At 55.7% G+C, this 23309-nt stretch carries 21 protein-coding genes; 6 read left to right on the forward strand and 15 right to left on the reverse strand.

Annotation, left to right across the window (positions count from 1 at the left end; translation table 11 throughout):
- Nucleotides 1-61: 61 nt before the first annotated feature.
- From ACIQYF_RS22755 to rpmH, 14 genes are all read right to left on the reverse strand, one after another.
- The gene (locus tag ACIQYF_RS22755) at nt 62-532 is read right to left on the reverse strand and encodes a F0F1 ATP synthase subunit B (RefSeq protein ID WP_402866294.1); all 471 of its coding nucleotides are present in this window, start codon (nt 530-532) and stop codon (nt 62-64) included.
- A 57-nt stretch (nt 533-589) separates the two neighbouring features.
- Complete coding sequence (gene atpE / locus ACIQYF_RS22760; protein WP_002555987.1) at nt 590-847, reverse strand: F0F1 ATP synthase subunit C; 258 nt, start codon at nt 845-847, stop codon at nt 590-592.
- Between the two features lie 120 nt (nt 848-967).
- Entirely contained in the window at nt 968-1837 is an 870-nt protein-coding gene (gene atpB / locus ACIQYF_RS22765) for a F0F1 ATP synthase subunit A (RefSeq protein WP_402866297.1), read from the reverse strand.
- A 16-nt stretch (nt 1838-1853) separates the two neighbouring features.
- Nucleotides 1854-2261 (reverse strand): F0F1 ATP synthase subunit I, encoded by a 408-nt coding sequence (locus ACIQYF_RS22770; RefSeq protein WP_003437994.1) that lies wholly within the window; start codon nt 2259-2261, stop codon nt 1854-1856.
- A 147-nt stretch (nt 2262-2408) separates the two neighbouring features.
- Complete coding sequence (locus tag ACIQYF_RS22775) at nt 2409-3281, reverse strand: ParB/RepB/Spo0J family partition protein (protein ID WP_019409123.1); 873 nt, start codon at nt 3279-3281, stop codon at nt 2409-2411.
- A 9-nt stretch (nt 3282-3290) separates the two neighbouring features.
- Nucleotides 3291-4082, reverse strand: coding sequence for a ParA family protein (locus ACIQYF_RS22780; RefSeq protein ID WP_153334523.1), 792 nt, complete (start codon nt 4080-4082; stop codon nt 3291-3293).
- A gap of 18 nt (nt 4083-4100) precedes the next feature.
- On the reverse strand, nt 4101-4745 hold the full coding sequence (gene rsmG / locus ACIQYF_RS22785) for a 16S rRNA (guanine(527)-N(7))-methyltransferase RsmG (RefSeq protein ID WP_402866301.1): 645 nt from the start codon (nt 4743-4745) through the stop codon (nt 4101-4103).
- Nucleotides 4742-6634, reverse strand: coding sequence for a tRNA uridine-5-carboxymethylaminomethyl(34) synthesis enzyme MnmG (mnmG, locus tag ACIQYF_RS22790; RefSeq protein WP_402866303.1), 1893 nt, complete (start codon nt 6632-6634; stop codon nt 4742-4744). Before mnmG ends, rsmG begins: the two co-directional genes overlap by 4 nt.
- Before the next feature lie 593 nt (nt 6635-7227).
- Entirely contained in the window at nt 7228-7488 is a 261-nt protein-coding gene (locus ACIQYF_RS22795; RefSeq protein WP_402866305.1) for a hypothetical protein, read from the reverse strand.
- Between the two features lie 196 nt (nt 7489-7684).
- Nucleotides 7685-9052, reverse strand: a complete 1368-nt coding sequence (gene mnmE, locus ACIQYF_RS22800) for a tRNA uridine-5-carboxymethylaminomethyl(34) synthesis GTPase MnmE (protein WP_402866307.1) — start codon at nt 9050-9052, stop codon at nt 7685-7687.
- 82 nt (nt 9053-9134) lie between these two features.
- Nucleotides 9135-10820: a membrane protein insertase YidC gene (yidC, locus tag ACIQYF_RS22805; protein ID WP_402866309.1), complete on the reverse strand. Its 1686-nt coding sequence runs from the start codon at nt 10818-10820 to the stop codon at nt 9135-9137.
- A gap of 13 nt (nt 10821-10833) precedes the next feature.
- Nucleotides 10834-11067, reverse strand: a complete 234-nt coding sequence (gene yidD / locus ACIQYF_RS22810) for a membrane protein insertion efficiency factor YidD (RefSeq protein WP_081498269.1) — start codon at nt 11065-11067, stop codon at nt 10834-10836.
- Entirely contained in the window at nt 11060-11461 is a 402-nt protein-coding gene (rnpA, locus tag ACIQYF_RS22815; RefSeq protein WP_026014053.1) for a ribonuclease P protein component, read from the reverse strand. Before rnpA ends, yidD begins: the two co-directional genes overlap by 8 nt.
- Before the next feature lie 16 nt (nt 11462-11477).
- On the reverse strand, nt 11478-11612 hold the full coding sequence (gene rpmH / locus ACIQYF_RS22820; protein ID WP_003213577.1) for a 50S ribosomal protein L34: 135 nt from the start codon (nt 11610-11612) through the stop codon (nt 11478-11480).
- 563 nt (nt 11613-12175) lie between these two features.
- Here rpmH and dnaA point away from each other — a divergent pair.
- From dnaA to gyrB, 4 genes are read left to right on the forward strand one after another with little or no spacing between them, the layout of a single operon-like run.
- Nucleotides 12176-13693, forward strand: a complete 1518-nt coding sequence (dnaA, locus tag ACIQYF_RS22825; protein WP_402866312.1) for a chromosomal replication initiator protein DnaA — start codon at nt 12176-12178, stop codon at nt 13691-13693.
- Between the two features lie 38 nt (nt 13694-13731).
- On the forward strand, nt 13732-14835 hold the full coding sequence (dnaN, locus tag ACIQYF_RS22830; RefSeq protein ID WP_019409132.1) for a DNA polymerase III subunit beta: 1104 nt from the start codon (nt 13732-13734) through the stop codon (nt 14833-14835).
- Between the two features lie 21 nt (nt 14836-14856).
- On the forward strand, nt 14857-15960 hold the full coding sequence (gene recF / locus ACIQYF_RS22835; protein WP_402866315.1) for a DNA replication/repair protein RecF: 1104 nt from the start codon (nt 14857-14859) through the stop codon (nt 15958-15960).
- Nucleotides 15961-15965: 5 nt separating this feature from the next.
- Nucleotides 15966-18383 carry a DNA topoisomerase (ATP-hydrolyzing) subunit B gene (gyrB, locus tag ACIQYF_RS22840; protein ID WP_402866317.1) on the forward strand — a complete coding sequence of 806 codons (2418 nt, stop codon included), beginning with the start codon at nt 15966-15968 and terminating at the stop codon, nt 18381-18383.
- A 67-nt stretch (nt 18384-18450) separates the two neighbouring features.
- Here gyrB and ACIQYF_RS22845 read toward each other — a convergent pair whose 3' ends face one another.
- Nucleotides 18451-19338 (reverse strand): LysR family transcriptional regulator, encoded by an 888-nt coding sequence (locus tag ACIQYF_RS22845; protein ID WP_402866319.1) that lies wholly within the window; start codon nt 19336-19338, stop codon nt 18451-18453.
- Nucleotides 19339-19475: 137 nt separating this feature from the next.
- On the opposite strand from ACIQYF_RS22845, the gene ACIQYF_RS22850 reads away from it, so the two are divergent.
- On the forward strand, nt 19476-21137 hold the full coding sequence (locus tag ACIQYF_RS22850) for a GMC family oxidoreductase (RefSeq protein ID WP_402866321.1): 1662 nt from the start codon (nt 19476-19478) through the stop codon (nt 21135-21137).
- A gap of 90 nt (nt 21138-21227) precedes the next feature.
- A complete protein-coding gene (locus ACIQYF_RS22855; protein WP_402866323.1) occupies nt 21228-22853 on the forward strand; it encodes an MFS transporter in 1626 nt (541 codons plus the stop codon).
- Nucleotides 22854-23309 lie beyond the last annotated feature (456 nt).

Consider the following 23309-nt stretch of genomic DNA (forward strand, 5'->3'; position numbering starts at 1 on the left):
CGAAGGCTGCCTTAGCGTAAGGTCGGGCCAACGTGGTCAATTCTGCCATGATCGCCCTCGCTTAAATTTCAGCAGCCAGTTTGTTAACCAGCTCCGCGTGCGCGTTTTGATCGATTGTGGCGCCCAGGATCTTCTCTGCGCCTTCAACAGCCAAGCCACCCAATTGGGCGCGCAGGGCGTCTTTAACGCTGTTCAGTTCCTGTTCGATCTCGGCCTGAGCCTGAGCCTTCACACGGTCAGCTTCAACGCGAGCCTGTTCACGGGCCTCGTCTACGATCTGATTACCGCGTTTCTTGGCTTGCTCAATGATTTCAGCTGCTTGAGCCTTAGCTTCGCGCAGTTGCTGACCCGCTTTATCTTGGGCCAACTCCAGGTCACGAGCTGCTCGGTTAGCAGCGTCCAGTCCAGCCGCAATCTTCTTCTGACGTTCTTGCAATGCCGCGATGACCGGAGGCCACACGAACTTCATGCAAAACAGTACAAAAATGAAGAACGCAACGGACTGGCCAATCAGGGTTGCATTAATGTTCACGCCAACACCTCGCTCGTTCGTTGTCCATCACTCTAATCAACTCGAAAATTCGAGTGATTAGCCAGCGAGTTGACCAACGAAAGGATTAGCGAAGGTGAAGAACAGTGCGATACCAACACCGATCATGGTTACGGCGTCGAGCAGACCGGCAACGATGAACATTTTAACTTGCAGCATTGGAACCATTTCTGGTTGACGCGCTGCGCCTTCCAGGAACTTGCCGCCCAACAGGCCGAAACCAATTGCGGTGCCCAGTGCGCCCAGGCCGATCAACAGTGCAACAGCGATAGCGGTTAGACCAACTACAGTTTCCATCTTTCCTCCCGACTTTTACGTCGTATGGTTTAGGTTTTTAGATTAAAGCGGTAAAACAAAAACATTTTGCGACACCCTCTCACCGAAGCGAGAGGGGCACCAGACTCGCCGAGACGGGTCTTAGTGGTTCTCTTCGTGCGCCATCGACAAGTAAACGATGGTCAACATCATGAAGATGAACGCTTGCAAGGTGATGATCAGGATGTGGAATACAGCCCACGCCCATTGCAGCACCACGCCCAGACCGCTAAGCCAAAGCAGGCCGCTGCCGAACATTACGGCGATCAGGATAAATACCAGTTCGCCAGCGTACATGTTGCCGAATAGACGCAGTGCCAGCGAGATTGGCTTGGCAATCAGCGTCACGAATTCGAGCAGGAAGTTCACCGGAATCAGCAGTGCTTGAACAAAAATGTTCTTGCTGCCGAACGGGTGCAGGGTCAGTTCGCCGATGAAGCCGCCGATACCCTTGATTTTGATGCTGTAGAAGATGATCAACGCGAACACCGACAGGGCCATGCCCAAGGTAGCGTTAGGATCGGTCGTCGGTACGGCACGGAATGGGAAGTGCTCATCGCCGGTGATCAGGATGGCCAACTGAGGAATCCAGTCAACCGGGATCAAGTCGATGGCGTTCATCAAGAACACCCAGACGAAAATGGTCAAGGCCAAAGGAGCAATCACGGCGCTGCGGCCATGGAAGCTGTCTTTTACGCTGCCATCAACGAATTCCACCAGCACTTCAACGAAATTCTGCAGTGCACCTGGTTGACCGGAAGTCGCCTTCTTGGCCGCCATGCGGAAAATGAGGATGAAGATCAGGCCTACAAACAGTGACCAGCCGAGGGTATCGACGTGGAATGCCCAAAAGCCCATTGCTTTAGCTTCTGCAACGGTGTGAGCAAAGCCCCAGCCGCCATCAGGTAGCTGCCCGAAGGTCAGGTTCTGTAAGTGGTGCTGGATATAGCCCGAAGCGGTTGTTTCTGCCATGGTTGCCTCAAACGCCCTAAGGTCTCGAAAGTGTTGTTCTCATTAGCAGGGGAGCGAACCAGCTGACCAATTGGGTCAACACGAAGACGCCGAATACAGCTAGCGGCGCCAATGGCTTCACACCTGCAAACGTCAGCGCGAACAGCACTGCCGTCAAAATTAATTTGCCTGCCTCACCGGCGTAAAACGACCGGACGATGGCTTGCGCTGCTCGAGCGCCGGAAAACCGGAAAGCTCTGTGAGCAAAATACACATTGGGTAGCAAAGCAATCAGGCCTCCGCAGAGTCCTGAATATCCGGCTACAACTCCATGCCATTGCCAGAGCCCCAAAGCAGCCAGCAATAAAACGACAAATTGAGCCAGCAAAACCGGAAAAACCGCCAAGCGATGGAACGGCAAGCGGTTTGGCGTGCGTGTTTCCATCACAATTGCTCCTCAAAGGTCGGCTGCCAAAAAATAAAACTTGGCATAATTTGTGCCGACAAAATGCGCGCAGAGTATAGGGGCGCTTAAGCCCCTATTCAACTGTCAGGTAGTGATTTCCGACTGCGCGCTACATAAGGAAATGTTTCAGCGGATGTGAGCAAGCACTCCTTGAAGCTCATCCAGGGAGTTATAACCAATGACTAATTGGCCTTTTCCCTTCTTTCCGTGGCGGATCTGCACCGCAGAGCCTAGGCGCTCGGCCAGACGCTGCTCGAGACGAGTAATATCCGGGTCCGCTTTAACCGGTTCAGCAGGCTCTTGTTTACCGCTCAACCACTGGCGAACCAAGGCTTCGGTCTGACGGACTGTCAGGCCGCGTGCGACAACGTGTCGCGCCCCCTCGACCTGCTGATTTTCGGGTAAACCGAGCAATGCACGCGCATGACCCATTTCCAAGTCACCGTGCGACAGCATGGTCTTGATCACTTCCGGCAAAGAAATAAGCCGCAACAAGTTAGCCACAGACACGCGAGACTTACCCACAGCATCGGCCACTTGTTGTTGAGTCAGCTGAAATTCTTGCTGCAAACGCTGCAAGGCAATGGCTTCTTCAATCGGATTGAGGTCTTCACGCTGGATGTTTTCAATCAGCGCCATCGCGATGGCGGTTTCATCGGGCACATCTTTGACCATCGCCGGGATGGTGTCTTTACCGGCCTGTTGGCTGGCACGCCAGCGGCGCTCACCGGCGATAATCTCAAAACGGTCACCCGCGATCGGACGCACCACAATCGGCTGCATCACGCCCTGGGCCTTGATCGAGTTCGCCAGCTCTTCGAGCGCTTGAGGGTCCATGTCACGGCGAGGCTGATATTTGCCGCGCTGAATCAGGTCCAGTGGCAAATGCTGCAGTTCGCTTTGATCGACCTTGACTGCCTGCTCTTCCAGCGAGCTGACTGTTGGACCACTCAGGAGTGCATCCAGTCCGCGTCCTAGACCTCGTTTCTTGACGGCCATGGAATTTCCTTAAGTTGGCTGAGCAGTGCGGGAGGTACGACGCTGACGACGAACCAGCTCGCCGGCCAAGGCAAGGTAAGCAATCGCGCCACGGGAGTTTTTATCATAGGCCAGTGCAGGCATGCCGTAACTCGGCGCCTCGGCCAGACGAATATTGCGCGGAATCACTGTGTCGTAGAGCTGCTCGCCGAAGTGTTCCTTGAGCTGGGCCGAAACATCGTTCATCAGGCTCAGGCGCGGGTCGTACATGGTCCGTAGCAGACCTTCGATTTTCAGGTTCGGGTTCAGCAACTCGGCGATGCGCTTGATGTTATCCACCAGGTCGCTCAAGCCTTCGAGTGCGAAGTACTCGCACTGCATGGGGATAATCACCCCATCGGCGGCAACCAGTGCGTTCAAGGTCAGCATCGACAGCGACGGCGGGCAATCGATCAGGATGTAATCGTAGCTTTCACGCACCGGCGCCAGCGCCGTACGCAAACGGCTTTCTTTCATCTGCATTTCGAGCAGCACAACTTCGGCTGCTGTCAGATCGCGGTTAGCTGGCAACAGTTGGTAACCACCGTGCTCGGAGACGTGCATGGCCTGAGCCAAATCGCATTCACCGATCAACAGGTCGTAAACCGAATTTTCAAGACCATGTTTATCCACACCGCTACCCATGGTGGCGTTGCCTTGTGGATCGAGGTCGATCAGCAGTACGCGGCGCTTGGTCGCGACCAGCGATGCTGCGAGATTGATACAGGTGGTGGTTTTACCCACACCACCCTTTTGGTTCGCTATTGCGAATACCTTAGCCATTCTTGCTTGCGTTCCCAATCATGCCGTTCGGCGCAGTATCAGCAGATGGCGTTGGCCTTGGCAACCTGGAACAGTCAAGGCGTGTTCGCTATCTAGACGAAAATCAGACGGCAATGCTACCAGCTCATCGGCCGGATGGACGCCCTTCATTGCCAACCAGCGTGTTTCACTGTTGCCCAGGTGGCGCGTCCAGTTGCTGAAGTTCTCCATGCTGCTGAAAGCTCTGGAAACAATTCCGGTAAACGGCTGCGCAGGCTGAAACTCTTCGACACGACTGTGGATAACTTGCAGGTTGTCCAGTTTGAGCTCGAGCTTGACCTGAGTCAGGAAGCGGGTCTTCTTGCCGTTACTGTCCAGGCATGTCACCTGTGAGTCGGGAAACAGGATGGCCAAAGGAATGCCCGGCATCCCGCCACCACTGCCCACGTCCAGCCAACGCCCGTTTTCGATGAAGGGCATCACACTCAGACTGTCGAGCAGATGACGTGACACCATCTCGTCGGGGTTACGCACAGCCGTGAGGTTGTAGGCCTTGTTCCATTTGATCAACAGCGCCAGATAACCCAGCAGTTGCTGGTGCTGGGTTTCAGTCAGGTTGACGCCCAATTGGCGAGCACCTGTGGATAACTCTTCGGCGTGTTGTGCAGTGACCAGCGAACTCAAGCGTTTTGCTCCAACTTGCGGCCAGCGCCGCGTTTTTTCAGGTGAATCATCAACAGGGAGATCGCCGCCGGGGTAACGCCGGGGATGCGCGAAGCCTGGCCAAGTGTCTCTGGACGGGTGGCGCCGAGCTTGCTCTGGATCTCTTTGGACAACCCGGAGATGTTCGTGTAATCGATATCCACAGGCAGTTTGGTGTTTTCACTGGCCCGCAGGCGAGCGATTTCATCCTGTTGACGATCAATGTAGCCCGCGTACTTGGTCTTGATTTCGACCTGCTCAGCGACCAGCGGATCGCTTGCGCCCTGCCCTGTCACTTCAACCAGGCCGGCGTAATCGATTTCCGGACGGGTCAGCAAACTCAGCAAATTGTATTCATGGGTCAACGGCGTGCCAAATTTGGCCGCAATCGCTTCACCTTGCTCAGTGCCTGGGCGAACCCACGTGCTTTTCAGACGCTGCTCTTCCAGAGCAATGCTTTCGCGTTTGGTGCAGAACGCTGCCCAACGGGCGTCATCGACCAAACCAAGCTCGCGACCTTTTTCGGTCAGACGCATGTCGGCGTTGTCTTCGCGCAGGATCAAGCGGTATTCGGCGCGAGAGGTAAACATCCGGTACGGTTCTTGAGTCCCCAAAGTAATCAGGTCATCCACCAACACCCCGATGTACGCCTCATCGCGACGCGGGCACCAGCTGTCTTTGCCCTGTGCGAGCAAGGCGGCGTTGGTGCCAGCGAGCAAACCTTGTGCGCCCGCTTCTTCGTAACCGGTGGTGCCGTTGATTTGTCCTGCAAAGAACAAACCGCCAATCACCTTGGTTTCGAGGCTGTATTTCAGGTCTCGCGGATCGAAATAATCGTATTCGATGGCGTAGCCAGGCCGCACGATGTGGGCATTTTCCATACCGCGAATCGATTGCACGATCTGCAACTGAACATCGAAAGGCAACGAGGTCGAAATGCCGTTCGGATACAGCTCATGGGTAGTCAAACCTTCCGGTTCGATAAACACCTGGTGGCTTTCCTTGTCAGCAAAACGATGGATCTTGTCTTCAATCGACGGGCAGTAACGTGGGCCAATCCCTTCAATCACACCGGAATACATCGGTGATCGATCCAGGTTTGAAGCAATGATTTCGTGAGTCCGGGCATTGGTATGGGTAATCCAGCAACTGACCTGAGCCGGGTGCTGTTCTTTGTTGCCCATGAACGACATGACTGGAATAGGCGTGTCGCCGGGTTGTTCAGTCATGACTGAAAAATCAACCGAACGGCCATCAATACGCGGTGGTGTACCCGTTTTCAGACGACCCACACGCAAAGGCAATTCACGCAGACGATGTGCCAGGGCAATCGAAGGTGGATCACCGGCCCGTCCACCCGAGTAATTCTGCAAACCAATGTGGATAAGTCCACCCAGGAACGTGCCCGTGGTCAAAACCACGGCATCGGCCATGAAACGCAGGCCCATTTGGGTGACTACACCGCGCACCTGATCCTGTTCAACGATCAGGTCATCAGCCGCTTGTTGAAATATCCACAGGTTGGGCTGGTTTTCCAGAATTTCGCGTACGGCCGCCTTGTAGAGGATGCGGTCAGCCTGTGCACGGGTTGCTCGCACAGCCGGACCTTTACGGCCATTGAGAACGCGGAACTGGATGCCGCCTTTATCGGTGGCAATTGCCATCGCGCCGCCGAGGGCGTCGATTTCTTTAACCAGATGGCTTTTACCAATCCCGCCAATTGCAGGATTGCAGCTCATTTGCCCGAGGGTTTCCACGTTGTGGGTCAACAGCAGGGTTTTTACGCCCATGCGTGCTGAAGCAAGTGCAGCCTCGGTTCCGGCGTGACCGCCACCGATGACGATCACTGCAAAACGGGAAGGGAAATTCACCACGCACCTCGTGCCTGTTACTAGGGGTTTTTTGGATAGACCGCGAAGTATAGGGACTTCGCCCTTCTTAAAGAACCCTTTGCACAAAATTTAACCAGCTTGTGGATAAGGCAAGATAGATAAATAAATAGAGAAGAAATTTATAAAGCTTTGTTTTTATGTTTATTTCTATGCAGGCACGTTTCTGTGGATAGATTGCTAAGAGCCTTATTTTACGTACTGTACAGAGATTCAAAAGCCTGTGGTCATGTGCCAATGAGGGCCGTGAATAAGTGGTTTAAGCCTGTGGGTAAAACAGGTGCTTATCCACAGGGGGGGTTATCTTCAGTTTTCAGGCCTACTTACCCACTGAGCTGATGGCCAGTTATGCACAGGGCTTATTTAAGGAAATAAGGGCGCGCGACCTTCCAAACAGGCAGCCGAAAGCCGCCTGAATGAGTCATTGATCAGGCAGTCAGTGGATTTGGAAGGGATTTATGTGATGAACGGCAGGCTGAAAGAGGCTTAAACAGGTTCGTTCAACCACCCCTGTGGAGAAGCCGAGAGCCTGTGGGTAATCCCAATCGCGTCCAGAAACCGTTGGTCGTGTGAGGTCACGACCAGAATGCGGGGTACTGCTTGGGCATGTTTTCCAGCGCCAGGTAATACACCGTGGCTGTATGCACGCAGCGACCCGTGGTGGGTGAGACATCACCGGCAATCAGGCACGCCAAAACACGTTTACCCACACCATTACGCCCGACGAGGCCGGTGTGGCGCGGATCGAGATGAAGATTGATGTCAGAAAACAGCGAGCTGCCATCAGGCAACTGATAAGAAACGCCTTCCAGCGTGACACAGGTAGCGTGAGTCATACGCCCTCCAGAGATGCACAGATCTACCCCCTGTTGCAGGGGAATCCAGAACTGGCCGCAAACGTCGCGGCGGCATCAATGGCGTATTGGACTAATACCTCGGTTGGGTCTGGAACTATCCACAACCCTGTAGGAGCCGATCTTTTAACAGATCGAAAGATCGCGAGGCAATCTCGCTCCTACAGAGGACGGCGCATTATTTACCGATGCAGAAGCTGGAGAAGATCCGCCCCAGCAGATCGTCGGAACTGAACGCCCCGGTAATCTCGCCCAGGGATTGCTGGGCCTGACGCAAATCTTCCGCCAGCAACTCGCCAGCCCCCGCCAGCGTCAATTGCGCACGACCGTGTTCAAGTGCATCACTGGCGTGTCCCAGCGCCTCCAGATGGCGGCGACGGGCGCTGAAGCTGCTCTCAGAGGTCTGCTCGTAGCCCATGCACGCCTTGAGGTGTTCACGCAGCAAGTCCAGCCCCTCGGTCGATCTTGCGCTCAGGCTGATCGTCACATGGCCATCTTCACTGACCTCAAGGGCGATGGCTTCTCCGGTGAGGTCTGCCTTATTGCGGATCAACGTGACTTTGGCCGGATCCGGGCGCTGTTCCAGAAACTCCGGCCACAACGCGAAGGGGTCATCCGCTTCCGGCGCCGTCGCATCCACCACCAGCAACACGCGATCCGCCTCACCAATGGCTTTGAGGGCCCGCTGCACGCCGATTTTCTCGACCTGATCGTCGGTATCCCGTAGCCCTGCTGTATCCACCACATGCAGGGGCATGCCGTCGATGTGGATATGTTCACGCAGCACGTCGCGGGTCGTACCGGCGATCTCCGTCACAATCGCCGCTTCACGGCCGGCCAGCGCGTTTAGCAAACTGGACTTGCCCGCATTCGGCCGACCGGCAATCACCACCGTCATGCCATCGCGCAGCAAGGCGCCCTGACCGGCTTCGCGCTTAACGGTGGATAACTCTTCACGCACCTTATCGAGCATGCCCAATACGTGGCCATCGGCCAGAAAGTCGATTTCTTCCTCCGGGAAGTCAATCGCCGCTTCGACATAGATGCGCAAACCGATCAGTTGCTCGGTCAAGTTATGCACACGGTGTGAGAAAGCGCCCTGCAAGGAGCGCAATGCATTACGAGCCGCCTGTGCGGAACTGGCTTCGATAAGGTCGGCAATCGCTTCGGCCTGGGCCAGATCGAGCTTGTCGTTCAAAAACGCACGTTCACTGAATTCGCCTGGGCGGGCCAAGCGGCAACCCAGTTGAATGCAGCGTTGCAGCAGCATATCGAGAACGATCGGGCCGCCGTGACCTTGCAGCTCCAGCACGTCTTCGCCGGTAAATGAGTTCGGTCCCGGGAAATACAGCGCGATGCCTTCGTCCAGCACTTCACTGTTTTCACCGTAAAACGGACCGTAATGGGCATAGCGCGGTTTCAACTCGCGCTCAGTGAAGGCTTGCGCGGCGACACTGGCGAGTGGCCCGGAAATACGCACGATCCCCACACCGCCTCGGCCTTGGGCAGTCGCCACAGCAGCAATAGTTTGTGCCGGAACACTCATAAAAACAGGCCTCAAAAACAAAAGTGACAGATAGCAAAACGCCCCACTAGGGGGCGTTTTGAGTGGTGACCAACAGAGTAAGTTAAGCAGCTGCTTTTTTGGTAGCGGCTTCAATCTTACGGGTGATGTACCACTGTTGAGCGATGGACAGGCAGTTGTTCACAACCCAATACAGCACCAGACCTGCCGGGAACCACAGGAAGAAGAAGGTGAAGATGATTGGCATCAGCTTCATTACCTTGGCCTGCATCGGGTCCGGAGGAGTCGGGTTCAGACGCTGCTGGATGAACATGGTTGCGCCCATGATGATCGGCAGAATGAAGAACGGGTCTTTGATCGACAAGTCGGTAATCCAGAGCATGAACGGCGCCTGGCGCATTTCAACACTTTCCAGAAGTACCCAGTACAAGGACAGGAACACCGGCATCTGCACCAGAATCGGCAAGCAGCCGCCCAGTGGATTGATCTTCTCTTTCTTGTACAGCTCCATCATCGCTTGCGACATTTTCTGGCGATCATCACCGAACTGCTCTTTCAGAGCGGCCAGTTTTGGTGCCACAGCGCGCATACGAGCCATCGATTTGTAACTGGCGGCCGACAGCGGGAAGAAGATCCCTTTGATCAGCATGGTCAGGAAGATAATCGACCAGCCCCAGTTACCCACCAGGCTGTGGATATGTTGCAGCAACCAGAAAATTGGCTGAGCAATGAACCACAGAATGCCGTAGTCGACAGTCAGTTCCAGGCCTGGGGATAACTCTTTGAGTACACCCTGGCTTTTCGGACCTGCGTACAAGGTAGCGCTGGTTTCAGCTGTTTTGCCCGGCTCAACGGTCAAGGTTGGGCCAGTAAAACCGATGATGTAGTTGCCTTGGCTATCTTTGCGGGTCTGAACGACGTTGTTATCGCCTTTCTGAGGAATCCACGCAGTCACAAAGTAGTGTTGCAGCCAGGCAACCCAGCCACCTTGAACGGTTTCTTTAAGCTGGCCCTTGTCGATATCTTTCATCGACACTTTTTTGTACGGTTCTGCACTTGTCCACAGGGCAGCGCCCAGATAAGTCGCAGTGCCAGTGGCGGTGCTTGAAGAAGGATCAGAGCTGGCGTCGCGTTTCAATTGCGCGAACAGGTTGCCGGTCCACGGCTTGCCGCTCTCGTTATCAATCAAATAGCTGACTTGAACATCGTACAGACCACGCTTGAGCGTGAAACGTTTGATGTAGTTGACGCCGTTTTCGCTGAATTTCAGGTCGACAACCAACTGATCCTGGCCTGGAGCCAGTTCATAAGTCTTTTTGTCTGCACTGAAAACCGGGCGACCCGCAGTGCGAGCATCAGGCCCGTCAACGCCAGTCAGGCCACTTTGAGCCAGATAAGTACGCTCGCCGCCGTTATCGAACAGCTGGAAAGGTACATCCGGATGGTCTTGGCGACGTGGATAAAGCGGCAGACGCAGTTGGGCAATGTCACCACCCTGTGGATCAATCGCGATGTCCAGAACATCCGTTTTTACGTGGATGAGGTCTTTGCTGGCAGCAACCGGTGCTTCAGTTGGTGTGCTGCTATCAGTATTGGCGCTGGGTACATCGGCACTGTTCGAAGCGTTGTTACCTGGCACCGTATCAGGCAAAGCCTGTGGGGTGGTGCTGCTGGCGGCAACATTCTGAGTCGGCAGGGCAGCTTGGCCGTAATCCTGGTTCCATTTCAGAACCATAACGTAGGACACGACTGCTAGAGCGACGATCAGGATCGTGCGTTTAATATCCATGATTACTCGGCCATCAAGAAGAACGGGAGGTAGGGATAGGTGGAACCGGGTCGTAACCACCGGGATTCCACGGGTGACAGCGACCTAAACGACGAAAGGTCAGCCAGCCGCCGCGAAGAACGCCATGATTTTCGATGGCTTCCATCGCGTAGCAGGAACAACTGGGGTAGAAACGGCAGTGGCTGGCCATCAAAGGACTAATGGCATAACGATAAAACTGGATCGGAAGGATCGCCAGTTTACGCATCAGGACTGCCTACCCCTACAGTTTCGGTTTTAACCGCTGGAACTGGCGTGTTACGGGCCAGACGTTTCCAGAGTTTGCCGAAATGCTGAATCAATTCGGGGTTCTCTACGTCACCCAAACCTTTGCGCGCGACGATAACGATATCCCAACCGACCAGTTGATCCTGGTGGAGACGAAACGATTCACGCATCAAACGCTTAAGGCGATTGCGCTGAACGGAGAGCTTTACGCTCTTTTTCCCGATCACTAACCCCAGGCGGGGGTGATCAAGATCGTTGCTGCGCGCAAGGAGCAGGAGATTTTTCCCCGGAACCTTGCCGGTGGGGGAGTCAAAGACTGCCTTGAAATGTCGGGGAGTGAGTAACCGCTTTTCCCGACTGAAGTCCTGACTCACCACCATTGTCTGATTATCAAACTGCCAGACGCGCACGGCCTTTGGCGCGGCGACGCGACAGGACTGCACGGCCGTTTTTAGTAGCCATGCGTGCACGGAAACCGTGAGTGCGGGCGCGTTTGATAGTGCTTGGTTGGAAAGTACGTTTCATGTCGTGCTACCTGGTTCGTCCACAACGGGCCGGAATGGCCCCCGTTTTAAGAGACCGGCGATTCTAGAGAATGCAAGCCAATAGGTCAATTTCCAACCAACGTTAACCGCTAAATAGATCTCAGGGGTTTTGCACAAGCGTTTTGTCAGCCAACTATAAAAATAAAGAAACGAAGTATTTAAAGCTCTTTTATAAAGCTTATTAAACTTAGGGAAGCGTTCTTCTGTGGATAAGTCAAAGCAGGCCATATAAATCAAGGTGTACAGAGGATGACAACACTGTCGAGAAGCGGTGCTCTGCCTGTGCTGCGCCCTCGGATAAGCTGTGCACGAAAGGCCTCTTTATCCACAGGCCAGTTATGCACAGACTTTCGACCCCACTTGTGCAAAGAGCTTAGGCCCGCTTATCCACAGACCTTATGCACATACCATTTGTCGCTTTGTTCACCGCGAAAAGCCTGATATCTCCTTATAAGCAGGCAACCTACATGTGGATAAGTAGGCGAGTGGTCGCTACAATGGCGCCTGTTTTTGCCTCACCGGCTTTCAACTTAGGGGATATCCGTGTCAGTGGAACTTTGGCAGCAGTGCGTAGAGCTTTTGCGCGATGAGCTGCCTGCCCAGCAATTCAACACCTGGATCCGTCCACTACAGGTCGAAGCCGAAGGCGACGAGTTGCGCGTGTATGCACCCAATCGTTTTGTTCTCGACTGGGTTAACGAGAAGTATCTGAGCCGTTTGCTTGAGCTGTTGAATGAGCACAGCAATGGCATGGCGCCAGCGCTGTCCTTATTAATAGGCAGCAAACGCAGCTCGGCACCTCGTGCTGCACCCAATGCGCCATTAGCTGCGTCAGCTTCTCAGCAGGCCTCGACGCAGGCGCCTTCGCCAAACACTCAGTCAAGCGCAGCGTCCGCGCCTGCTCCGGCCCCTAAACAGGCGGCCGAAGCGAGCGAAGAACCTTCGCGTGACAGCTTTGATCCGATGGCGGGTGCCAGCTCGCAACAAGCGCCTGTGCGTGCCGAGCAACGCACTGTCCAGGTGGAAGGTGCGCTCAAGCACACCAGCTACCTGAACCGCACCTTCACCTTCGAAAACTTCGTAGAGGGCAAGTCCAACCAACTGGCCCGCGCAGCGGCGTGGCAGGTAGCTGACAATCCCAAGCACGGTTACAACCCGCTCTTCCTGTATGGCGGCGTTGGCTTGGGTAAGACGCACTTGATGCACGCGGTGGGCAACCACCTATTAAAGAAGAATCCGAATGCCAAGGTCGTATACCTGCATTCCGAGCGTTTTGTAGCTGACATGGTCAAGGCCCTGCAGCTCAATGCGATCAACGAGTTCAAGCGCTTCTACCGCTCGGTCGACGCCCTGCTCATCGATGACATTCAATTCTTTGCGCGCAAAGAGCGGTCTCAGGAAGAGTTCTTCCACACCTTCAACGCCCTGCTTGAAGGCGGTCAGCAAGTGATTCTGACCAGTGACCGCTACCCCAAAGAGATCGAAGGTCTCGAAGAACGTCTCAAATCCCGCTTCGGCTGGGGCTTGACGGTGGCTGTTGAGCCGCCAGAGCTCGAAACCCGAGTCGCGATCTTGATGAAGAAGGCAGACCAGGCCAAGGTTGACCTGCCTCACGATGCCGCCTTCTTTATTGCCCAACGCATTCGCTCCAACGTGCGTGAGCTCGAAGGTGCGCTCAAGCGGGTAATCGCGCACTCACACTTCATGGGCCGCGACATCACCATCGAGTTGATTCGCGAATCCCTAAAAGACTTGTTGGCGTTGCAAGATAAGCTCGTCTCTGTGGATAACATCCAGCGCACAGTGGCCGAGTACTACAAGATCAAAATTTCGGACCTGCTCTCCAAGCGTCGTTCACGCTCGGTAGCACGGCCACGCCAAGTGGCCATGGCTCTGTCCAAAGAGCTGACCAACCACAGCCTGCCGGAAATTGGCGACGTGTTTGGTGGCCGCGATCACACCACTGTCTTGCACGCATGCCGCAAGATCAACGAACTCAAGGAATCCGACGCGGACATCCGCGAGGACTACAAGAACCTGCTGCGAACCCTGACAACCTGATGACACCAACGCAGCTTATTAAGGCAAGGGACTAGACCATGCATTTCACCATTCAACGCGAAGCCTTGTTGAAACCCCTGCAACTGGTCGCAGGCGTCGTTGAACGCCGCCAGACCTTGCCGGTATTGTCCAACGTGCTGTTGGTTGTCGAAGGCCAGCAACTGTCGCTGACCGGTACCGACCTTGAAGTCGAACTGGTCGGTCGCGTTCAACTCGAAGAACCCGCTGAGCCGGGCGAGATCACCGTACCTGCGCGCAAGCTGATGGATATCTGCAAAAGCTTGCCCAACGATGCTCTGATCGACATTAAGCTTGATGACCAGAAACTGGTAGTCAAGGCAGGCCGGAGCCGCTTCACCCTGTCGACCTTGCCAGCCAATGATTTCCCGACCGTTGAAGAAGGCCCAGGCTCGCTGACGTGCAGCCTGCAGCAAAGCAAATTGCGCCGTCTGATCGAACGCACCAGCTTCGCCATGGCTCAGCAGGACGTTCGTTACTACCTCAACGGCATGCTGCTGGAAGTGTCTGCCGGTATCATCCGCGCCGTCGCCACCGATGGTCACCGTCTGGCCATGTGCTCGATGAAAGCTGACATTGGTCAGCCAGATCGTCATCAAGTGATCGTACCGCGCAAAGGCATTCTCGAACTGGCGCGTCTGCTGACCGAGCCAGACGGCGAAGTGAGCATCGTGTTGGGCGCGCACCACATCCGTGCCACCACTGGCGAGTTCACCTTCACCTCCAAGCTGGTAGACGGCAAGTTCCCGGATTACGAGCGTGTGCTGCCGAAAGGGGGTGACAAGGTGGTGATTGGTGACCGTCAGGTACTGCGTGAAGCGTTCAGCCGTACAGCGATCTTGTCCAACGAGAAGTACCGTGGGATTCGCCTGCAACTGGCTAATGGCCAGCTAAAAATTCAGGCCAACAACCCGGAGCAGGAAGAGGCGGAAGAAGAAGTGGGCGTTGACTACAACGGCGGCTCGCTCGAAATCGGCTTCAACGTGAGCTACCTGCTGGACGTGCTGGGCGTGATGACCACTGAGCAAGTGCGCCTCATCCTGTCTGACTCCAACAGCAGCGCCTTGGTGCAAGAGTCGGATAACGATGACTCGGCCTACGTTGTTATGCCGATGCGCCTGTAACTTATGCACAGCCCAAGCTAGATGTCCCTTAGTCGCGTCACCGTCACCGGAGTGCGTAATCTGCACCCGGTGACTTTCTCCCCCTCCCCCCGCATCAATATCTTGTACGGCGCCAACGGCAGCGGAAAAACCAGCGTGCTCGAAGCCGTTCACTTGCTGGGGCTGGCACGTTCGTTTCGCAGCGTGCGGCTTACACCCGTCATCCAGCATGATCAACCAAGCTGTACAGTTTTTGGTCAGGTAGAACTGGCCGAAGGTGGACACAGCGCGCTGGGGGTTTCGCGGGACCGTCAAGGGGAGTTCCAAATTCGGATCGACGGTCAAAATGCGCGCAGTGCGGCGCAACTCGCCGAGATCCTGCCCCTGCAATTGATCAACCCAGACAGCTTCCGTCTACTGGAAGGTGCCCCCAAGATTCGCAGGCAGTTTCTCGACTGGGGCGTGTTCCACGTCGAACCGCGGTTTATGTCGACCTGGCAGCGGCTACAGAAGGCCCTGCGGCAGCGGAACTCATGGCTGCGGCATGGTACACTTGACGCCGTTTCACAAGCGGCATGGGACCGGGAACTGTGCCTGGCCAGTGCTGATATTGATGAATACCGCCGCGCTTACATCAAAGCCTTAAAACCTGTCTTTGAGCAGACCTTAAGTGAGTTGCTTGAACTCGAAGGGTTAACGCTGAGCTATTACCGTGGCTGGGACAAAGACCGAGAGCTGAGTACTGTACTCGCTGCGTCTGTCCACCGGGACCAGCAAATGGGGCATACCCAAGCCGGACCGCAACGTGCTGATTTGCGCCTGAAGATAGGTGCCAATAACGCGGCAGACATCTTGTCGCGTGGGCAGCAAAAGTTAGTGGTCTGTGCCTTGCGCATTGCTCAAGGGCACTTGGTCAGCCAGGCCCGGCGCGGCCAATGTATTTATCTGGTGGATGACTTGCCGTCCGAATTGGATGAGCAGCATCGCAACGCACTGTGTCGCTTGTTGGAAGACTTACGCTGCCAGGTATTTATCACCTGTGTAGATCACGAATTATTGAGGGAAGGCTGGCAGACGGAAACGCCAGTTGCCCTGTTCCACGTGGAACAGGGCTGTATCACCCAGACCCACGACCATCGGGAGTGAAGGCATTGAGCGAAGAAAACACGTACGACTCAACGAGCATTAAAGTGCTGAAAGGCCTGGATGCCGTACGCAAACGTCCCGGTATGTACATTGGTGACACCGACGATGGCAGCGGTCTGCACCACATGGTGTTCGAAGTAGTCGACAACTCCATCGACGAAGCGCTGGCTGGCCATTGCGACGACATCACCATTACCATCCACCCGGATGAATCCATCACCGTGCGCGACAACGGCCGCGGCATCCCGGTTGATGTGCATAAAGAAGAGGGCGTTTCGGCAGCCGAGGTCATCATGACCGTGCTGCACGCCGGCGGTAAATTCGATGACAACTCCTACAAAGTATCCGGCGGCTTGCACGGTGTAGGTGTTTCGGTTGTAAACGCCCTGTCCGAATTGCTGGTACTGACGGTGCGTCGCAGCGGCAAGATCTGGGAACAGACCTATGTCCACGGTGTGCCTCAGGCGCCGATGGCGATCGTGGGCGAAAGCGACACCACCGGTACTCAGATTCACTTCAAACCGTCTGCTGAAACCTTCAAGAACATCCATTTCAGCTGGGACATCCTGGCCAAGCGGATTCGTGAGCTGTCCTTCCTCAACTCCGGTGTTGGCATCGTCCTCAAGGATGAGCGCAGCGGCAAGGAAGAGCTGTTCAAGTACGAAGGCGGCCTGCGTGCGTTCGTTGACTACCTGAACACCAACAAGACTGCGGTCAACCAGGTGTTCCATTTCAATGTTCAGCGTGAAGACGGCATCGGCGTAGAAATCGCCTTGCAGTGGAACGACAGCTTCAACGAGAACCTGTTGTGCTTCACCAACAACATTCCGCAGCGCGATGGCGGTACGCACTTGGTGGGCTTCCGCTCTGCCCTGACGCGTAACCTCAACACCTACATTGAAGCTGAAGGTCTGGCCAAGAAGCACAAAGTCGCCACCACCGGTGATGACGCCCGTGAAGGCCTGACGGCCATTATCTCGGTGAAAGTACCGGATCCTAAGTTCAGCTCTCAGACCAAAGACAAGCTGGTTTCTTCTGAAGTGAAGACCGCTGTTGAACAGGAAATGGGCAAGTTCTTCTCCGACTTCCTGCTGGAAAACCCGAACGAAGCCAAGCTGATTGTCGGCAAGATGATCGATGCGGCCCGTGCCCGCGAAGCGGCCCGTAAAGCCCGTGAGATGACCCGCCGCAAAGGCGCGCTGGACATCGCAGGCTTGCCAGGCAAACTGGCCGACTGCCAGGAAAAAGACCCGGCGCTGTCCGAACTGTACCTCGTGGAAGGTGACTCTGCTGGCGGCTCCGCCAAGCAGGGACGTAACCGCCGTACCCAAGCGATCCTGCCGTTGAAAGGTAAAATCCTCAACGTTGAGAAAGCCCGTTTCGACAAGATGATCTCTTCGCAAGAAGTCGGCACCTTGATCACCGCGCTGGGTTGCGGCATTGGCCGTGACGAGTACAACATCGACAAACTGCGTTATCACAACATCATCATCATGACCGATGCTGACGTAGACGGTTCTCACATCCGTACCCTGCTGCTGACCTTCTTCTTCCGTCAGTTGCCGGAACTGATCGAGCGTGGCTACATCTACATCGCCCAGCCGCCGTTGTACAAAGTGAAAAAAGGCAAGCAAGAGCAATACATCAAAGACGACGAGGCCATGGAAGAATACATGACCCAGTCGGCCCTTGAAGACGCCAGCCTGCACCTCAATGAAGAAGCCCCAGGCATCTCGGGTGAGGCGCTGGAGCGTCTGGTGTACGACTTCCGCATGGTCATGAAGACACTCAAGCGTTTGTCGCGTCTGTACCCACAGGAGCTGACCGAGCACTTCATCTACCTGCCAGCCGTTACCCTTGAGCAGTTGGGCGACCACGCTGCCATGCAAGCGTGGATGGCCAAGTACGAAGAGCGTCTGCGTCTGGTTGAGAAGTCGGGCCTGGTCTACAAAGCCAGCCTGCGCGAAGACCGTGAACGTAATGTCTGGTTGCCAGAGGTCGAACTGATCTCCCACGGCCACTCGACCTTCATCACCTTCAACCGCGACTTCTTCGGCAGCAACGACTACAAAACCGTCGTGACCCTGGGCGCACAACTGAGCACCCTGCTCGATGACGGCGCGTACATCCAGCGTGGCGAACGTCGCAAGCAAGTGACCGAGTTCAAAGAAGCCCTTGAGTGGTTGATGGCCGAAAGCACCAAGCGCCATACCATCCAGCGCTACAAAGGACTGGGCGAAATGAACCCGGACCAACTCTGGGAAACCACCATGGACCCAAGCGTGCGTCGCATGCTGAAAGTCACCATTGAAGACGCGGTCGGCGCCGACCAGATCTTCAACACCTTGATGGGCGACGCCGTAGAACCGCGCCGAGAATTCATCGAGAGCAACGCACTGGCAGTGTCCAACCTGGACTTCTGATGGTGTAAAGCGCAGTACAAAAAAGGCCAACGCTAAGCGTTGGCCTTTTTTATTGAGCAAATAATAACTATGGCGCCAACAAAAGCCCCTGCTCTTCCCTGCACAACTCCAGCAAAAAATCCCACACCACCCGCAACCTCACCGACTTGTGCAACTCGCGTCGGGTGCTGATCCAGTAACTGCGTTGCACCGATTCATCAGGCAGCACGCGCACCAACTCCGGGTCTTGGCTGGCCATGTAGTTGGGTAGCACCGCGATGCCTAGCCCGGCGCGGGCGGCTTGTTGCTGGGCAATAACGCTGGTGCTGCGAAAGGTCACGGTCGGGTTGCGGCAGAAGTGGTTGATAAACAGCAGTTCCTGGCTGAAGAGCAGGTCGTCGACGTAGCCGATCCAGTAGTGGTTGGCCAAGTCGTCACGATTGTTCAGCGGGGGGGCTTTTTCGAGGTAAGTACGACTGGCGTAGAGCGCTAAACGGTAGTCGGTGAGTTTGCGGGTGATTAACAAGTCGGCGTGGGGGCGGTCGAGGTGGACGCTGATTTCTGCCTCGCGGTTGAGGATGCTGACAAAGCGCGGTACCGCCACCAACTCAACTTCCAGCCCCGGATAACGCTCAAACAACCCGCGCAACCGGGAGGTGATGAACATGATCCCGATACCTTCGGTGACGCCCAGGCGGATTTTTCCCAGGGGCGCGATGGCTTGGGTGATTTCTTCCTGGGCCAGCAGGGCGACGTTTTCCATTGATTCGGCATGTTTGAGCAGTGCCTGCCCGGCCGGTGTCAGTTCGTAGCCTTGGGCGTGCTGCACAAACAGCGCCGTGCCGAGGTGCTGTTCAATGCTCTCAATGTGCCGCGCCACCGTGCTGTGGGTGGTATTGAGGCGTTTGGCCGCCGTGAGCAGGCGTCCGCTGCGCTGCAACTCCAAAAAGTACCGCAGATCATTCCAGTCGAACATTGTCATCCCTCAGTGCCCGGTATCCGCGAGCTGTGTAAAAACGCACAAGCCATGGGTGAAATCGCGCGTTTTCAACTCGAAATTAATCAATACGATGGAGTAGAACAAGAACAATAAATATAGGCGCGAGGTGATGCATGCCATCAGCCAATCAGGTGTATGACTACATCGTCGTGGGCGCAGGACCTGCGGGATCGGTATTGGCCAATCGGCTGTCTGCCGATCCCAAGCACACAGTGCTGCTGCTTGAAGCGGGCGGCAAAGATAATTACCCGTGGATCCACATCCCGGTGGGCTACCTTTATTGCATTGGTAACCCGCGCACCGACTGGTGCTTCAAAACCGAAGCTCAGCCCGGCTTGCAGGGCCGCAGTCTCAGTTATCCGCGCGGCAAGGTGTTAGGCGGCAGCTCATCCATCAACGGCATGATCTACATGCGCGGCCAAGCCGGTGACTACGATCACTGGGCCGAGCTGGGTAACGCGGGCTGGTCCTGGAAAGACGTGTTGCCACTGTTCAAACGCAGTGAAAAACATTACGGCGGCAATTGCGCGCTGCACGGCGCTGACGGCGAATGGCGGGTTGAGCAACAGCGTTACACCTGGTCGATTCTGGATGCCTTCCGCGACGCAGCCGCTCAAAACGGGATCGCCAGCGTTAATGATTTCAACGGTGGCGACAATCAGGGCTGTGGATATTTTCAAGTTAACCAGCGGACCGGTGTGCGCTGGAATGCTTCCAAAGCTTTTTTACGCCCTGTGGATAAACGCCCGAATCTGACCGTGTTGACCGGGGTACAGGTCGACAGAGTCCTGCTTGAAAACCGTCGTGCCACTCAGGTGCGTGCTCGCTGGCAAGGCGCCGACCATGACTTTACGGCGCGTCGCGAAATTATCTTGTGCGCAGGGTCGATTGGCTCTCCCGGTATTTTGCAGCGTTCAGGCATCGGCCCTCGTCCCCTGCTGGAAAGTCTGGGGATAACGGTTCAGCACGAACTGCCTGGCGTCGGCGGCAACTTGCAAGACCACCTGCAACTGCGGCTGATCTTCAAACTGAGTAACGCCCGCACCCTCAACCAAGTGGCCAACAGCCTGTGGGGCAAAGTCGGCATGGGCCTGCGTTATGCCTATGACCGCAGTGGTCCCTTGGCCATGGCCCCGAGCCAACTGGGCGCTTTCGTCAAATCCGATCCGGATCAGCCCTCAGCCAATTTGCAGTACCACGTACAGCCGCTGTCGCTGGAGCGCTTTGGCGAGCCGCTGCACACCTTTGCGGCCTTCACGGCCTCGGTGTGTAACTTGCGGCCAAAGAGCCGCGGCCGGGTCGATATTCGTTCGGCCAACCCGAATGACGCACCACTGATCGACCCCAACTATCTGAGCCACCCCGACGACTTAAAAGTCGCGGCCGACGCAATACGCCTTACCCGGCGCATTGTGGCCAGCTCTGCTCTGCAGACCTTCAGCCCTGAGGAATACCTGCCCGGTAGCGCCCTGCAAAGCGAGCAGGAGTTGTACGAAGCAGCTGCCAAGATCGGTACGACTATCTTTCACCCTGTGGGCACCTGCCGCATGGGGCAAGACGTTGAAGCAGTGGTCGATGCCGAGCTACGGGTCCATGGCGTACCGGGCTTGAGAGTGGCGGATGCGTCGATCATGCCGAGTATCGTCTCGGGCAACACCTGCTCACCCACGCTCATGATTGGCGAAAAAGCCGCACAGTTGATTCTGAAAGCGCACCTTCATGCACAGGAGAAAGAAGCGGGCGCGAGCCGCACAGGAGTAACACCGGTCGCCTGAAAGCGATCGTGGTTTCGGTCGCAGTCATCCGAAACCGACAGTGGACAACAACAATAATCACTGTGGCCCACAGGGCTGAGGACATTGAACATGTCGGACTCAATTGCACAATCGGCAGCAGCCCCCGCGAAAGGGACTACCGGCCGTGAAGAACGAAAGATCATCTTTGCGTCATCCCTCGGGACAGTTTTCGAGTGGTATGACTTTTTCTTGTATGGCGCGCTGGCGACAGTACTCAGCAAGCAATTCTTTGCCGGGGTTAACGACACCACCGCGTTTATCTTTGCCTTGATGGCCTTTGCCGCCGGCTTCTTGGTGAGACCGTTCGGAGCCCTGGTGTTTGGCCGTTTGGGCGACATGATCGGGCGAAAATACACCTTCCTCATGACCATCATCCTGATGGGCCTATCGACCTTCGCTGTCGGTCTGCTACCGACCTACACCAGCATTGGCATCGCAGCGCCGATCATGCTGGTGCTGCTGCGCATGCTCCAAGGGCTGGCGCTGGGCGGTGAATACGGCGGCGCAGCGACCTACGTGGCGGAACACGCAGCCCCCGGCAAGCGCGGTTTCAACACCAGTTGGATTCAATCCACCGCTACCTTGGGCCTGCTGCTGTCACTGATCGTGGTGCTGAGCTGCCGTTACCTCACTGGGGACCAGTTTGAAGTCTGGGGCTGGCGCTTGCCGTTCCTGCTCTCCATCGTGCTGCTGGGCATCTCGACCTGGATCCGCATGAGCATGCACGAGTCGCCTGCTTTCGCAAAAATGAAGGCTGAAGGTAAAACCAGCAAATCGCCGATCCGTGAGTCATTCGGCAAATGGGAAAACCTGAAAATTGTGCTGATCGCCCTGTTTGGCATTAACGCAGGCCAAGCCGTGACCTTCTATACGGCGCAGTTCTACGTGCTGTTCTTCCTCACGCAGATGCTCAAGATGGACCCGGCCCAGGCCAACATGCTGCTGATTATCAGCGTGGTGATCGGCGCGCCATTCTTCATCTTCTTTGGCTGGCTCTCGGACCGTGTGGGGCGTAAACCGATCTTGATGCTTGGCCTGCTGCTGGCCACCGTGCTGTACTTCCCGCTGTTCAAAGCCCTGAGCCACTACGCCAACCCGCAGATTGATGCTGCCAGCCGCCAGTCACCGATTGTGGTGATGGCCGACCCGTCGACCTGCACCTTCCAGTTCGACCCGGTGGGCAAGGCGCGTTTTGACAGCCCGTGCGACAAGGTCAAAACCTTCTTGGTGAAACAGGGTCTGCCTTACACCTCGCAGTCCGCCCCTGCGGGCACCCATGTTCAGGTGTCGGTGGGTGAACAACAGATCACCGGCTTCGACGAAGCGGCCATGCGCGCTGCCATCACCGCTGCAGGCTACCCGGCCAAAGCTGACCCGAGCACTGTGAATCAGCCGATGGTGGTTCTGATAATGGTGCTGCTGACGATCATCGCCTGCATGACCTATGGTCCGTTGGCGGCGGTCATGGTTGAACTGTTCCCGACGCGTATCCGCTACACCTCCATGTCCCTGCCCTATCACATCGGTAACGGCTGGTTTGGCGGGTTTCTGCCGACCGTGTCCTTTGCGCTGGTGGTCTTCACCGGGGATATTTTCTACGGGCTCTGGTACCCAGTGGTTATCACCGGCGTGAGCCTGGTGGTGGGGATGCTGTTCCTCAAGGAAACCCGAAAAGTAAACATCGATAAAGTCTAAGCACTCTGCAAGAGCGAGCGTGCTCGCGATCTTTAAAAGACGAGAGATCGCGAGCAAGCTCTTAATCCGAAATACGACACAACAGCCCCATACCCATTACGCACCAGAGCGGAAGTCGACGTTTGCGAAGCATGGCGACACCGGCCTTCTCTAAAGCCTGTTCGACGAGAGCCTATCTCTAGGTTCCCATAGCCAACATTGTCATTTCACGTAAGAACAAGCACCTCAAAAACATTCAGTAATCCCCGCCACGCGTAGGCTGCTTCTGATTTGATCCCCTCCCGCCGCTAGCCCGTTGTAAGCCCGACTTTCCACTCGCACCATGCGCCGACTCACGGTGTAACGATTGGAATTAGACGCATGCAAACAGGCTCCTTACCAACCTTGCTTGCCCCCTCTTGCGTTCTCAATAAGTTGATCCCATGACCGACCAGACCGCCCAGCCACGCGAGCCTC

This window comes from Pseudomonas sp. NPDC096917, assembly GCF_044762555.1.
Lineage (GTDB): Bacteria > Pseudomonadota > Gammaproteobacteria > Pseudomonadales > Pseudomonadaceae > Aquipseudomonas.

What these genes read in the sequence shown, in the direction of transcription:
- atpE (WP_002555987.1), bottom strand. Translation starts at nt 847, where the DNA reads ATGGAAACTGTAGTTGGTCTAACCGCTATCGCTGTTGCACTGTTGATC.
- atpB (WP_402866297.1), bottom strand. Translation starts at nt 1,837, where the DNA reads ATGGCAGAAACAACCGCTTCGGGCTATATCCAGCACCACTTACAGAAC.
- ACIQYF_RS22770 (WP_003437994.1), bottom strand. Translation starts at nt 2,261, where the DNA reads ATGGAAACACGCACGCCAAACCGCTTGCCGTTCCATCGCTTGGCGGTT.
- ACIQYF_RS22775 (WP_019409123.1), bottom strand. Translation starts at nt 3,281, where the DNA reads ATGGCCGTCAAGAAACGAGGTCTAGGACGCGGACTGGATGCACTCCTG.
- ACIQYF_RS22780 (WP_153334523.1), bottom strand. Translation starts at nt 4,082, where the DNA reads ATGGCTAAGGTATTCGCAATAGCGAACCAAAAGGGTGGTGTGGGTAAA.
- ACIQYF_RS22795 (WP_402866305.1), bottom strand. Translation starts at nt 7,488, where the DNA reads ATGACTCACGCTACCTGTGTCACGCTGGAAGGCGTTTCTTATCAGTTG.
- mnmE (WP_402866307.1), bottom strand. Translation starts at nt 9,052, where the DNA reads ATGAGTGTTCCGGCACAAACTATTGCTGCTGTGGCGACTGCCCAAGGC.
- yidC (WP_402866309.1), bottom strand. Translation starts at nt 10,820, where the DNA reads ATGGATATTAAACGCACGATCCTGATCGTCGCTCTAGCAGTCGTGTCC.
- yidD (WP_081498269.1), bottom strand. Translation starts at nt 11,067, where the DNA reads ATGCGTAAACTGGCGATCCTTCCGATCCAGTTTTATCGTTATGCCATT.
- rpmH (WP_003213577.1), bottom strand. Translation starts at nt 11,612, where the DNA reads ATGAAACGTACTTTCCAACCAAGCACTATCAAACGCGCCCGCACTCAC.
- dnaN (WP_019409132.1), top strand. Translation starts at nt 13,732, where the DNA reads ATGCATTTCACCATTCAACGCGAAGCCTTGTTGAAACCCCTGCAACTG.
- recF (WP_402866315.1), top strand. Translation starts at nt 14,857, where the DNA reads ATGTCCCTTAGTCGCGTCACCGTCACCGGAGTGCGTAATCTGCACCCG.
- ACIQYF_RS22845 (WP_402866319.1), bottom strand. Translation starts at nt 19,338, where the DNA reads ATGTTCGACTGGAATGATCTGCGGTACTTTTTGGAGTTGCAGCGCAGC.
- ACIQYF_RS22850 (WP_402866321.1), top strand. Translation starts at nt 19,476, where the DNA reads ATGCCATCAGCCAATCAGGTGTATGACTACATCGTCGTGGGCGCAGGA.
- ACIQYF_RS22855 (WP_402866323.1), top strand. Translation starts at nt 21,228, where the DNA reads ATGTCGGACTCAATTGCACAATCGGCAGCAGCCCCCGCGAAAGGGACT.